At 36.0% G+C, this 14,292-nt stretch carries 11 protein-coding genes; 1 reads left to right on the top strand and 10 read right to left on the bottom strand.

The window, feature by feature from the left end; translation table 11 throughout:
• Positions 1-2 precede the first annotated feature (2 nt).
• From MCY_RS04105 to tpiA, 9 genes are all read right to left on the bottom strand, one after another.
• The gene (locus MCY_RS04105; protein WP_007347114.1) at positions 3-1,367 is read right to left on the bottom strand and encodes a pyruvate dehydrogenase complex E1 component subunit beta; all 1,365 of its coding nucleotides are present in this window, start codon (positions 1,365-1,367) and stop codon (positions 3-5) included.
• Positions 1,368-1,383: 16 nt separating this feature from the next.
• Entirely contained in the window at positions 1,384-2,424 is a 1,041-nt protein-coding gene (gene pdhA / locus MCY_RS04100) for a pyruvate dehydrogenase (acetyl-transferring) E1 component subunit alpha (protein WP_007347113.1), read from the bottom strand.
• Between the two features lie 129 nt (positions 2,425-2,553).
• Positions 2,554-2,871, bottom strand: a complete 318-nt coding sequence (locus MCY_RS04095) for an FtsB family cell division protein (RefSeq protein ID WP_007347112.1) — start codon at positions 2,869-2,871, stop codon at positions 2,554-2,556.
• A gap of 971 nt (positions 2,872-3,842) precedes the next feature.
• Positions 3,843-4,250 carry a TM2 domain-containing protein gene (locus tag MCY_RS04090; RefSeq protein WP_007347111.1) on the bottom strand — a complete coding sequence of 136 codons (408 nt, stop codon included), beginning with the start codon at positions 4,248-4,250 and terminating at the stop codon, positions 3,843-3,845.
• 114 nt (positions 4,251-4,364) lie between these two features.
• Complete coding sequence (gene eno / locus MCY_RS04085; RefSeq protein WP_007347110.1) at positions 4,365-5,633, bottom strand: phosphopyruvate hydratase; 1,269 nt, start codon at positions 5,631-5,633, stop codon at positions 4,365-4,367.
• A 65-nt stretch (positions 5,634-5,698) separates the two neighbouring features.
• A complete protein-coding gene (kdsA, locus tag MCY_RS04080) occupies positions 5,699-6,535 on the bottom strand; it encodes a 3-deoxy-8-phosphooctulonate synthase (RefSeq protein WP_007347109.1) in 837 nt (278 codons plus the stop codon).
• 36 nt (positions 6,536-6,571) lie between these two features.
• Positions 6,572-8,200: a CTP synthase gene (locus MCY_RS04075; protein ID WP_007347108.1), complete on the bottom strand. Its 1,629-nt coding sequence runs from the start codon at positions 8,198-8,200 to the stop codon at positions 6,572-6,574.
• 125 nt (positions 8,201-8,325) lie between these two features.
• A complete protein-coding gene (gene secG, locus MCY_RS04070; protein WP_007347107.1) occupies positions 8,326-8,778 on the bottom strand; it encodes a preprotein translocase subunit SecG in 453 nt (150 codons plus the stop codon).
• An 83-nt stretch (positions 8,779-8,861) separates the two neighbouring features.
• Positions 8,862-9,626 (bottom strand): triose-phosphate isomerase, encoded by a 765-nt coding sequence (gene tpiA / locus MCY_RS04065; protein ID WP_007347106.1) that lies wholly within the window; start codon positions 9,624-9,626, stop codon positions 8,862-8,864.
• Between the two features lie 154 nt (positions 9,627-9,780).
• On the opposite strand from tpiA, the gene MCY_RS04060 reads away from it, so the two are divergent.
• Positions 9,781-11,670: a peptidyl-prolyl cis-trans isomerase gene (locus MCY_RS04060; protein WP_007347105.1), complete on the top strand. Its 1,890-nt coding sequence runs from the start codon at positions 9,781-9,783 to the stop codon at positions 11,668-11,670.
• Positions 11,671-12,592: 922 nt separating this feature from the next.
• On the opposite strand, the gene MCY_RS04055 is transcribed toward MCY_RS04060, so the two are convergent.
• Positions 12,593-13,453: a phytoene/squalene synthase family protein gene (locus MCY_RS04055; RefSeq protein ID WP_007347103.1), complete on the bottom strand. Its 861-nt coding sequence runs from the start codon at positions 13,451-13,453 to the stop codon at positions 12,593-12,595.
• Positions 13,454-14,292: the final 839 nt, after the last annotated feature.

The following is a 14,292-nucleotide window of genomic DNA, read 5'->3' as shown; positions in this document are numbered from 1 at the left end:
CGTTATGCTCTATACGTCACAGCCTTAACGGCTTCAACAATTTCAGCAGTATTAGGCAATGCCAACTTCTCAAGATTAGCTGCATAAGGCATCGGAACATCTTTACCAGAAATTGTAGCAACTGGCGCATCAAGATAATCAAAAGCCTGCTGCATAACACGTGTTGCTATTTCAGTTCCCACAGATGACTGAGGAAATCCCTCTTCAATTGTTACCAAACGACCTGTTTTTTTTACTGAAGAAAGGATTGTTGGAAGATCCATTGGGCGAATAGTCCGTAAATCAATCAATTCAACATCAATACCAAGTTTTTCAATTTCTGGTAACGCTTGAACAGCATAATGCATTCCAATCCCACATGCAACAATCGTCACATCTTGTCCAGACTTATGAATACGTGCCCGACCAATAGGCACAAGAAAATCATCGAGTTGAGGAACATCAAATTGATGTCCATACAAAATCTCATTTTCAAGAAAAATAACAGGATTATCATCACGAATAGCAGCTTTTAGCAAACCTTTTGCATCTGCTGCACTATAAGGCATAACAACTTTCAAACCTGGTATATGACTATACCATGCAGCATAACATTGAGAATGTTGAGCACCAACACGAGCAGCAGCACCATTGGGACCACGAAAAACTATAGGAACAGTCATTTGCCCACCAGACATATAACGTGTTTTGGCTGCTGAGTTAATAATTTGATCCATCGCCTGCATCGCAAAATTAAATGTCATAAACTCAACAACAGGACGTAATCCCCCAAAAGCTGCCCCAACAGCCAACCCAGCAAAACCATGCTCTGTAATTGGAGTATCAATAACGCGCCGTTCCCCGAATTCCTCTAACAAACCTTGGCTAACTTTATAAGCACCCTGATATTGCGCGACTTCTTCTCCCATAAGAAAAACATTTTGATCACGTCGCATTTCTTCAGCTAAAGCCTGATTAAGCGCTTCACGGACTGTCATTATAACCATTTGTGTTCCAGCTGGAACGTTAAAATCAGGAGATGTATCAAAAATAGGAGACTGCGGAACTGAAGAAGGAGGAGAGAGATGAAACTCCTCAGGTTCTTGTGCTGTATTGGCAGATTGCGAAATATTCTCAGCAAGCTCCCCTTCTTCTAATAAAACCGCAATAACAGTGTTAACCTTGACGCCTTCAGAACCTTCAGGTACAAAAATTTTACCAAGCGTACCTTCATCGATAGCCTCTACTTCCATTGTAGCTTTATCCGTTTCAATTTCCGCAATAACATCGCCAGAGCTAACATTATCACCCTCTTTTTTAAGCCATTTAGACAGCTTACCTTCTTCCATGGTTGGTGAAAGAGCAGGCATCAAAATATCAATAGACATACTTGCTTCCCTCGCATCAAACTAAAATATCAATATAGAGCTCAGAAGCATCTGGCTCTTGATCACGTTGTGCAAAATCTGCTGCATCAGCAACAATCGCACGGACCTCCTTTTCAATAGACTTTAAATCGTCTTCGCTCGCCCAATTTTTTTTAAGAATCCGACTTTTTACTTGATCAATCGGATCGTGTTCCTCTTTTATTTTTTGGACTTCTTCCTTTGAGCGATATTTTGCTGGGTCAGACATGGAATGACCACGATAGCGATAGGTCTGCATATCAAGAATGATTGGCCCTTTACCCGAACGTGCCCAAGAAATTGCTTCATCAGCCGCTCCTTTGACGGAGCGAACATCCATACCATCAACAACAATACCTGGAATTTCAAAAGAAAGACCACGACGAGAGAAATCCGTTTCTGCAGATGCACGTGCAACGGACGTTCCCATGGCATATTGATTATTTTCAATAATATAAACAACGGGAAGCTTCCAAAGTGAAGCCATATTAAAACTTTCGTAAACCTGCCCCTGATTTGCTGCACCATCACCAAAATAAACCAATGTCACATTATCTTTACCAAAATATTGATTCGAAAATGCCAAACCTGAACCAATGGGTACCTGCGCACCAACAATACCATGTCCTCCATAAAAGTTCTTTTCTTTAGAAAACATATGCATCGAGCCACCTTTTCCTTTGGAAAAGCCACCTTGACGTCCTGTTAATTCTGCCATGACACCACGCGGACTCATCCCAACTGCTAACATATGGCCATGATCACGGTAAGATGTAATAACCTGATCACCTTCTTTTGCTGCCTTTAATGTTCCTATAACAACAGCTTCCTGTCCAATATAAAGATGACAAAATCCCCCGATAAGCCCCATACCATAAAGTTGTCCGGCTTTTTCTTCAAAACGGCGAATTAAAAGCATTTCACGATAAACAACAATTTCTTCCTCTTTTGTAAAATCTGCGATTTTTGCTTTCTTTGTAATACTTGATAACGCAGTGTGCGTCATCAATGCAGAATTTTTCTTGAGTCGTTCTGCCATATTAAACTCCCTTTTATGATATTTAGGAATAACCTTTACAAACAAAAGTTACAAGCATTATCAATCGGTTTAAACAATATCATAGGCGATTGTTGTTTTAATTAAGCGATTTCTGATTCACTTTTGGCACTATTTACAAGGCGTTAAGATTGTCAATTCATTTGGCTTAGAAAAGTTTAAATTCTTCCGGACATACTCATCCAACATGTCTTTTTCAATATATCCATTGCGTAAAAGAGAAATACGCTTTTCAATGAATATCCGCTCAGCTTCTATTTTATGAAGCTCCTTTTCCAATTCGCTAATATACTGATTAACTTCACCGCGTGAATATAATCCATACTCACCATGATAAAGATGATAACTGAAATAGCTTAAGACTCCCACTGTCATAAGAGGTAGTACAAAGCGTACTTTAATTGATCTCCGTTTCTGCTTTGTCCACATAAAATAGCACAGTCTTTTAGTCCAAATTTCTTAATAATCAGCCTAACTATACACGATTTTGATTAATACCTCATTACTAAATCTAGACCCGAATAATTTGTTATTATTAATTTATTCCCCCTCAATACAATCCAAAGTAAGCTGAATAATTCACTTTTACTATATCATAATATCGGATATCAACTAACTTATGATTTTACGTCCGACTTTATCTGTAAAGTTTTCTATTACAATAAATATAAAATTAATAACGACCCAAGGTATAGTTATAATCATTCCCACAATTGCTATATTATAAGAGTCATCATAGTATTCTCCCCGTTTTACTAACCATAAAACGATGAATACTCAATCTTTCCAAACAAAACAAATGATTGTCAAGAGTAATTTTGATAATTGCGACTGATAGTCACCCAAGATCAGAAAAAAAATTTAATGATATTTCACATACAAAATCAACTATATCATCAATCTTTGGCAATTTCTCTCCTAACCAATCGCAACTCGAAAATTGATAACTTGATCATCATCCTCAGAAATGAAATCTCCCCTTTGATCCTAACCAATAACCTCACTCTTCATCCTTATCCTTTAATCACCTATAAAGCTATTCCTTAGATGTTATCCATAAAGAGATTCTTTTTCTAATTTGATAGCATGTTAGATAAGCTAACTACCTGAATATAATCTGTATGGAATGCGATAAACGTAATAATTAAAAGAATTTAAAAATCCCCAACTTCCCTTATAAGCTGCAATACAAAAGACATCTATCCGTTTACACTCTGTATTCTACCCGCATAAAATAGCGCTATCTTTTTCAATGATTTTATTCAATTGTGCATAGGTTTTTAATATTTCACACGAAAGAAGTATCTTACAAATAATTCGGAATTATGAACTTAAGAGATTTATAATAATAAAGGCGAATCTAATTATCTTCTTTTGACATTATTATAATTATAAAATTTTCAAAAATTTGTAATCCGATTCCCATCTTTATCCGTAAATTTTCCAGCTACAATAACTATAAAATCAACAATTGCCCAAATACTGCTAATTATCAATCCAAAAAATGATAAAGATAAAATGAGCATTAAAGCACCTGTCCAAACTTTACCAAGCATAAAGCGATGAATACCAAAAATGCCAGTAAAAAAACAAAGAAGTGCAAACATTATCTTTGAGTGCTCTGTACCTAATCTCAACAATGGAAAAACAGAACTGACAACACCCCCTTCACACACAAAATCAACAGTATCACCGATCCTTGGCGGATTCTTTCCCAACCAATCCCAAGTTGCAAACTGATAACGCTTACCATCATCACCTGAAACGAGATACGTTCCTTGATCTTGACTAATAATTACACCTTTCATCTTAATCCCTATAAATTTAAACGTTTAAAAATTATTGCCTATATGCCTTTGATAAAGAAACTCAATTTCATAATCTAAATGATATTATACTCTCATATTTTGTGCACATGACTATCAACGATATAAATTAGCAGCATAACATGCTTGCGCTCCCAGCATTTCTTCAATACGAATAAGTTGATTGTACTTTGCTAATCTATCCGAACGTGCAAGAGAACCTGTCTTAATTTGTCCACAGTTCGTTGCAACCGCGAGATCTGCAATGAAAGAATCCTCCGTTTCTCCTGAACGATGAGATATAATAGCACGATAACCTGCTTTACGGGCGACTTCTACAGCATCAAGTGTCTCGCTCAATGTTCCAATTTGATTAACTTTTATGAGAATAGAATTGCCTACCCCCATTTTAATACCATCACGCAAACGCGCCGAATTTGTTACAAACAAATCATCACCAACAAGCTGACATTTTTTTCCAATTGTATCAGTGAGTAGCTTCCAACCTTCCCAATCATCCTCTGCCATTCCATCTTCAATTGTAATGATAGGGTAACTTTTTACAAGTTGCGCTAAATAATCTACCTGTTCTTGGACATCACGGCACTTCCCCTCACCTTTATAAAAATACGAACCATTTTTATAAAATTCAGTTGAAGCGCAATCTAAACCAATGGCAATGTGCTCACCTGGTTTATAGCCACATGCTATAATAGATTCCATAATAAAATCAATTGCTTGATCGGCACTTTTAAATTGAGGTGCAAAACCACCTTCATCACCAACATTAGTATTATAACCTGCATCTTTTAAACGCTTTTTCAACGCATAGAAAACTTCAGAACCATAACGGATTGCTTCTCTCACGGTAGGTGCCCCTATAGGAATGATCATAAACTCTTGAAAATCAATCAAGTTATCAGCATGAGCACCACCATTAATAATATTCATCATAGGAGTTGGAAGAATATGTGCTTGTATACCACCAATATAACGATACAAAGGTAAGTTTAATGAATCTGCAGCTGCTTTTGCAACAGCTAACGAAACACCAAGAAGTGCATTAGCACCAAGACGAGCTTTATTTGGTGTTCCATCCAAAGCAATCATTGCTTGATCAATAGCAACTTGATTTGTTGCATCTCGCCCACCAAGTTCTTCAAGAATTTCGCCATTGACTGCAGCAACCGCTTTTTCAACACCTTTCCCTTGATAGCGCAAACCACCATCACGAAGTTCTACAGCCTCGTGCGCTCCTGTTGAAGCGCCTGAGGGAACCAGAGCACGACCAAAGGCCCCATTTTCCAAATAAACATCAACTTCCACCGTTGGATTACCACGGCTATCAAGAACTTCACGTCCAACGATATCGACAATTACAGTCATATGCGTTTCCTCATTCAATAAGCGCGATTCACTTCTAATGCCATATTAATGATTTTTTTCTCTTCTCAATTCAACTTCTTCGACAGATAATCAAATTTTATTAACGTCTCAAGCAATCTTTGTAAATCATCAATTTTAATCATATTAGGTCCATCAGAAGGCGCGTTATCTGGATCTTGATGCGTTTCTAAAAAAATACCTGCCACCCCAACTGAAACAGCCGCACGCGCTAAAATTTCAACAAATTGACGCTGTCCACCAGATGAAGAACCATGACCACCTGGCTCTTGAACAGAATGCGTTGCATCAAAAATAACAGGAGCACCAAATGAACGTAAAATAGGTAACGAACGCATATCAGAAATAAGCCGGTTGTAACCAAATGACGTGCCTCGCTCACAAAGCATAACATTTGGATTACCGCTGTAAACAACCTTTTTTAAAACATTCTCCATGTCCCACGGAGCTAAAAACTGACCTTTTTTAATATTAATAACACACCCTGTTTTGGCGGCTGCAACCAAAAGATCTGTTTGACGACATAAAAAAGCAGGTATTTGTAAAATATCAACCGTAGAAGAGACAATTGTACAGTGTTCTTCGGTATGTACATCAGTCAATATGGGACAATTAAACTCTTTTTTTAAATCAGAAAAAATGACCATTGCTTTTTCAAAACCAATGCCACGTGCCGCATTCAAAGAAGTTCGATTGGCTTTATCGTAACTTGATTTATAAACAAACCCAATACCAAGCTGATCGGTAATTGTTTTAATACGACCAGCCATTTCAAAAGCATGATCGCGACTTTCCATCTGACACGGTCCTGCAATTAATGAAAAAGGCAGTCCATTTGAAAAAATAATATTTCCAACTTTTACATGAGAATTTGGTTTCGTCATTTTATCCCTCAAAAGCACAGTAACCAAATTTATGCATTAAACTAATCGACTTTGTGCTAGAGCGGCTTCAATAAAAGAAGAAAAAAGCGGATGTGGATCAAAAGGGCGTGATTTTAGTTCTGGATGATATTGAACACCAATGAACCATGGATGATCTGCATATTCTATGGTTTCTGGCAAAATACCATCAGGAGACATGCCAGAAAAAATCAAACCACACTGTTCTAACTTATCTTTATAATCAATATTGACCTCATAACGATGACGATGTCGTTCAACAATCTTTGTCATCCCATAAATTTGAGCAATATGACTTTCTTCCTTTAATTCAGCAGCAAAAGCACCAAGACGCATAGATCCACCGAGATTACCATTTCTTGCCCGTTTTTCAAGAACATCGCCTTTGAACCATTCTGTCATTAAACCGACAATTGGATTTTCTGTTTCGCAAAACTCACTTGATGAAGCATTTTTAATTTGTGCAATATTGCGCGCAGCTTCTATACAAGCCAATTGCATTCCAAAACAAATCCCTAAAAATGGAATTTTACGCTCTCGTGCAAATTGAATTGCTCGAATTTTTCCTTCTGCACCTCGAGCTCCAAAAGCCCCAGGAACCAAAATTCCATGCGTTTTTTGTAAAACTGAAATGGAATCTTCTTTTTCAAGAAGTTGCGAATCAATCCACTCAATATGAACCTTCACTTTATTCGCTAAACCACCATGCGCAATCGCTTCAATAAGAGATTTATAAGCATCCTTTAAACCCGTATATTTTCCTACAACAGCAATCGTAACTTCTCCTTCAGGATGATGAAGGCGATGCGTAATATCTTCCCAATGATCCATCTGAGGAAGAGGTGCCGTATCGATTCCAAAAGCGCAAAGAACTTCAGAGTCCAACCCCTCTTTATGATATGCCATAGGAACATCATAAATTGTTGGCATATCTAATGCCTGAATCACGGCTTTGGCGCGAACATTGCAAAAAAGTGATAATTTGCACCGCTCTGTTTCTGGAATAGACCGATCTGCACGCACAAGCAAAATATCAGGAGAAATACCAATTGATTGTAATTCTTTGACGGAATGTTGTGTTGGTTTTGTTTTTAATTCACCTGCCGAGGAAATATAAGGCATTAATGTAAGATGGACATAAACAACATTTTGTCGAGAGAGTTCATTACCAAGCTGACGAATCGCTTCTAAAAAAGGCATAGCCTCGATATCACCAACGGTTCCGCCTATTTCACACAAAACAAAATCAAATTTTTCATTGCCCGTCGTAATGAATCGCTTAATTTCATCTGTAACATGAGGAATAACTTGAACTGTTGCCCCCAAATAATCACCCCGCCGTTCTCGTTCAATGATATTGCGATAAATACGCCCTGTTGTAATATTATCTTGGCTATTTGCACAACACCCAGTAAAACGCTCATAATGACCAAGATCAAGATCCGTTTCTGCACCATCATCGGTTACAAATACTTCACCATGTTGATAAGGTGACATCGTCCCTGGATCAACATTTAAATAAGGATCAAGTTTGCGAAGCCGCACGTGATAACCACGAGCCTGTAATAGTGCTGCTAACGCCGCTGCTGCGATGCCTTTTCCAAGAGAAGAAACCACACCACCAGTAATAAAAATATAACGTGCCATGGGCTTATAGTGATAAGCAATTTATAATGATTTTTCTAGCAAAAAATGCAAAAAGAAACAATTTTTCTTCTAAAATAAAAAAGGTGAAAAAATCACCTCTTTACAAGTTTATATTTTTTAAAAAACTATTCTGCACTGTTGTCCGGAACTGGATTTTCAAGAACTGGTGGAACTGGATTTTCTGCTTCAGGCTTTGTGGACTGTTTTCGTTCCTGCGGAGAATCTGAAATTCCTTCTAGCTGTTCAAGAATAGAAGGTTGAGAATCACCATCTGATGATGGAACTGATTCTGATCTCTTATTGGTAGAATTCTGCTCTAAATTAACCGGTATGCGCTTTAAAATATCAGAACCAGAATTTGATATACTTCCCACAACACTAAGTCCAATAGACACAACAAAAAAACAACATGCTAAAATAGCCGTCAAACGGGTTAATGGGTTTCGAATCCCACGGGCTTTCATCACCCCTGAGCTATTACTCACACCGAGCCCACCACCTTCTGAAGGTTGGATTAAGATCACCCCAACCAAAGTAATCACAATCAATAAATGAATAACAATAAGTACTGTTTGCATAAACTCTGCTCTTCAAATAAATCTTTCACGGTTATTTATACATAAATAACACACAATCCAAGGAGAAAACTCAAATTTCTCTACTATAATTTACGACAAACATCGCAAATAGTTAAAAAATCAATCGCTTTTAAACTTGCTCCACCAATCAAAGCACCATTAACATGAAAAATGCTTAAAAGCTCAAAGGCATTGGATGGCTTGACAGAACCACCATAAAGCAAACGCATCTTATTTCCTTCAACGCTAAAACGAGAGCACATCTTATCACGAATAAAATGATGTACCTTTGCAATATCTTCTACAGTCGCTGTCTTACCGGTGCCTATCGCCCAAACAGGTTCATAAGCGATAATGGTATTCTCTGCTGTTGCATCATCTGGTAAAGACCCTTCAAGCTGCTGCGCAAGAACATCCAGAACTTTATTATTGTTGCGCTCCTCTAATGTTTCACCAATACACACAAGAGCCACAAGCCCTGCTCGCCATGCTGCTTGCACTTTGGAACAAACAATTGCATCTGTTTCCTGATACGCTATACGACGTTCTGAATGCCCAATAATAACATGACTGGCTCCCGCCTCTTTAAGCATAAAAGCTGAAATATCTCCAGTATAAGGACCATGATCCTCAAAGTGACAATTTTGTCCTCCTAAAAGAAGACTTTCACCATCCAGCATATCAGAAGCACGCGATAAAAGCGTTGCTGGAATACAAATTAAAGCTTCAAACAAATGACCTAGATCAGAGCTAACGCCTGTAGCAATAGCACGTAACTCCCCAAGCGATTCACTTGTTCCATTCATTTTCCAATTTCCAGCAAGAAAAGGCCGAATATTTGGAGACATACTTTCACCTCAAAATTTATCATAATACATTGTCTATCTGTAGGTATCAAATTATAAAATGAAAGCAAGTCTTTAAAGCTTGCATCTTTCGTGTCTTTATTGCAAATTCTATTACTGCTTTGATAATAACTCATATTAAAAATGGAATTGAACAATGCTTGACATCATAAGAAATGCTACAAATTCTTGGATTGCCAGGATTTTACTTGCTTTTTTACTCTTATGCTTCATTCTTTTATGGGGGATACCACAATTACATACCAAAAGTGAAAGAGATCTTATTACTTCTGGAAAGTCTACCGTGACTGTCGATGATTATCGTCTCGCACTTGCCGATCAAAGCGCACGTTTAGCGTATGCTGCTCATCTTGGACGAATGTTTACGCCAAATGAAATGCAGCAATACCAGATTCCAGCTTTTGTTTTTAATCAATTACAGCAAAATACATTGCTTGATGAACAAGCACGTAAAATGAAAATAAGTCTTTCAAAAGATACAATAGCTCATGTGATTGGGACTGATAATATGTTCCAAATGAATGGCAATTTTGATAAAAATTTATTTTATAACTATCTTCAGCATTTAAATATCAACGAAAATGCTTTTCTTAATTATTACACCAGAAAAGAAAAGCGTAAACAACTTATTTCAGCTGTACTTTCTAATATGAAAGCACCAGATCTCTTTTATAAAGCGCTTGCTCTGTATCAAGGAGAAATGCGGATTGCTGATTATTTTATTATTGATCTAAAAGAAGACGAATCAATTGCCGATCCTGATCACGAAACACTACAAAAATGGTTTGAAACACGTCAACGTGAATTTCGTGTTCCAGAATACCGCACTGTTTCTTTGTTATCTATGGAACTTAATGATTTCATAAAACCTAAAGATATCTCAACAGATGAGGCAAAAGCCTATTATACACAAAATGCTTCACGTTTTGTAACTCCTGAAAAACGCACATTCGAAGAACTGCGTTTCCCCACGCGCGAAAAAGCCGACAACGCAGCAAAAAAAATAGCTGATGGGTTGAGCTTTGATGAATTGGTAAAAGCTGAAAAAAAGACTCTTAATGACATAAAAAAAGGACCTCTTGCAGAAAATGAACTTTCTAACCATCTAGCATCTGAGATTTTTGAACTTCAACAAGGACAAGTCAGTGCTGTAATAAATGATGTCCAGGGGCCTGTTATTATTCGGGTCACACATATTGAACCTTCAAGCTCTCTTCCTTTTGAACGTGTAGAAGAAAATATTCGCCAAATTCTTGCCAAAAATCGTGCTACTGATGTTATTCGCAAAAATTATGTAGCAATCGAAAATGCTCGCTTTGAAGGCGCTTCTCTTAAAGAACTTTCTGACCAATACAAATTATCTCTGCGTACAATTACTATTGATAAAACGGGAAAAACGCTTGATGGTACAACACTTACGGATTTACCTCAAAAAGATATCTTACTAAATGCCATCTATCAATCAAATGAAGAAGTTGATCTTGATCCCCTTTCTTTTCAAGGTGGTGGATATCTTTGGTATAAAGTTGATAAAATTATCCCTGCACGCGATAAAACACTTGAAGAAGCCAAACAAGATATTCTTTCTCAATGGAAAAATGAAGAAGCTCAACGCCTTCTTGATGAAAAATCCCGAAGTGTTCTTAAACAGCTCACTGAAGGAAAAGATCTTGTTTCTCTTGCTCGTACACTCGGTGTTACAAAACACACAACACAAGCCCTTCGGCGTCAAGATTCATCTGAAACTCTTGGTATTGAAGGTGTTAAAGCATTATTTTCTGGTCCCAAAGGTCATTATGGTATCATAAAAGGTCCGATTGCAACAAATCGTATCATTTATCAAATCAAAACTGTAACGACGCCTAAAGACATTACACCTCATACTCTTTCATCTGACACCCGCGCTAATATAGATATGATGATAAGAGAAGATCTCAAGTTAGAAATGCTACAAATTGCTAATAAAGAACATCCTTTGGGAATTAATAATACGACTTATAATAAGATCTTCAATGCTCTCCAATAAAAAGGCTGTGCATATGCATAATTTAGAGAACTTATTTCATAAAGTTTCTATCAGCTCTTCGTTTATCGTGGAAAGGATAAGAGGAATCTTTTTTTACTCATATCTTAGGATCAGCACTTGTATAATGATTAATTTTCTTGCAAATCAGAGCCTATATGGATTTACAAGAAAATAATAAATGGAATATAGAATTGCTTTTTCAATACATTAAGAAGTATTATCTATATAAATCCTGTAAATATTGTCGTCAATTAAGCGATGAATCTTCCTATTATCATTTATTTACAGCTCATTATATTCCTGCTGAATATTGATTTATAAGGAATGTACTGTTTCCTCCTTAAATGGTTTTTATTTACGCACTCGGCTTATAATAGATAAAGAACTATTTTAAAAACTCATGATAAAAATGATTTAAAATGAAGAAGTCCCCTTCTATTCAAAGCTCTCATTCAATATAAAAAAACAAACTTTTATTATCAATATGTTCATATATCATGCTAGTTATTAATCATCGTTTCGTAATTTTTCAAAAATGAGAGTTTTATGTCTATAGACTTAATAGACTGCCATGATAACGTTTCTCATAATAAAATAGAAATTATATTTTATTCACAAATGAGATGTGAACAATACATTCAGAGGATTCAATATCAAAAATTCTTCATTAAATAAAATAATGTATTAAGCTTCATTCCATATTGTACCTTCTCAGTAGCTCACCCATCTCAATACATTGAATAAAACATATTACTGATGAGGAAATATATAGTATTTTCAAAATCATAAAATTTCTTATTCTTTTGCGTTCATAAGCCACCAACATAATGTTTTTTATAACAAAGAAATACTTTTGAATCCAATATCTCCTACTATCTTCAATATGAAAAAATCATTCTAATTCCAACGTAGTAATATTCTTTTACAATATCTTTGGAAAATTACCGCTTATTGCTGCTCTTGTTATCAACCAATAGCGATGTATCAATGGTAAAGTTGCATTTTCTTGAAAAGTTGCAGCTCCTAGCTGTATAGCTTTTTGAAGAGAAGCCGGTATAATTACCAATGGGAGAAATGCTGGCTTAAGAACTTGAGGTAAAGAACAGGAATACTCGTAAAATTGGGTATAGTAATCACGTGATAATGCTACCATAGCCTCAACAATGCAACACTTTTGTTTATCACTGAGACGATGAGATTTTAAATCTTCCCTATTCACCCCTAAAGCCTTCAACATATCAGTAGGTAAATAATATTGATATCGTGATTGCATAAATGATAAAAGACGCAACACACCACTTAATCCTTGAGCAATCCCTCCATGCTCATAGACATCTGTAAAATCTTGTGCAACATCAGGATCTAATATCTGACAAGAAAGTTGTAAAATTATGCTTGCCGTCTCACTACAATAATGCTCAAGCTCATGAAGTGTTTCTATTGGATTGTGATAAAGATCTAAAATTTGTGCATCACAATAACGTAAAAAAGCTTCCTTAGGTAAATCCAAAAGAGGCATTGCTGTCAACAAATCGCTCAAAATAGGATTATTTCCACTCGTTTGTATTTCACCATGAGCAATAGAATCATACCACCAACGTAACCGTATTTCTCCTATGAATGGATCATGGACACTTTCACGAATACGGGAAATTTCAGCATTAAATGCGTAAAGAGCAGCCAATGCTTGGCGCTTTTTTTTAGGTGCAAATAAAACCGATATATAGCGATCACGATCCATGGTACGTAAAATATCAAGACAATAAGGAAGAGAACTTATCATTCTATGAACCTATTAACGTCCCTTACTTTAGCAATTAAATTAATATTCCCTTTTTACTCATATTTAAGAATGAGGGACGAAAAAATAAAATATTTTTAAGGAACTATTATACTCTTTACAGATTCGAGAATCTCTATATTAAGTTCTATTCATTCCAATTCAAAAGCGATATGAAAAAAACGAAAAACGTCGTAAAAATACTAACATACTGTGCAGGTTGCTGAAAATGGCAATCAAAGAAACGACATCCAACACCTTACCACGCTCTTTCACCAAAAAACTGTTAAATATGCAATCATAATGACATATAAGAAAGTCTTTTAAGGATTACACTCCGCAAGCTATTTTTTCTTTCATCAACAAAAATTTATCCTTTTCTATAATTTTACTCATATATTCAATTAGATAGAACCCATCAATATAAATAGGCTTGAAATGAGAGAATGTCACTATCGAAAATCTCCTTTAAGTTACAAAACGATTAATTATCGTGATAGATCAATTTATGATTAATTGATGAACTTATAGCTAACGGTTTCCATAAAATTATTTTTTTGAATATATTCCTAGTTCATTCTCTCTAACATTCTGATTCACCTATATTAAAATTCTCCTTATCAATAGCCTATTTCTCTTATGTTGAAATTTTACTATGAAAAACAAACAAAAAAGTATTTTTAATTGAATTCCTTGCTAATCTCTACTGTGGAGCTATCTCCTTTTTACAGCATATAAATGCACTTAAAAGAGTATCTTTAATGTCAATAGATATCCTTTATTATTGTTTGCGTAAGCAAGTTATTTAAAACAAAATAGACTGTAATCTCTAAGCAGCTAGA

Origin of the sequence: Bartonella rattimassiliensis 15908 (genome assembly GCF_000278215.1) — a bacterium.
In the GTDB taxonomy this organism is placed as follows: domain Bacteria; phylum Pseudomonadota; class Alphaproteobacteria; order Rhizobiales; family Rhizobiaceae; genus Bartonella; species Bartonella rattimassiliensis.
The sequence above is the reverse complement of the archived record's forward strand: the minus strand, read 5'-3'. Positions and strand labels throughout refer to the sequence as shown.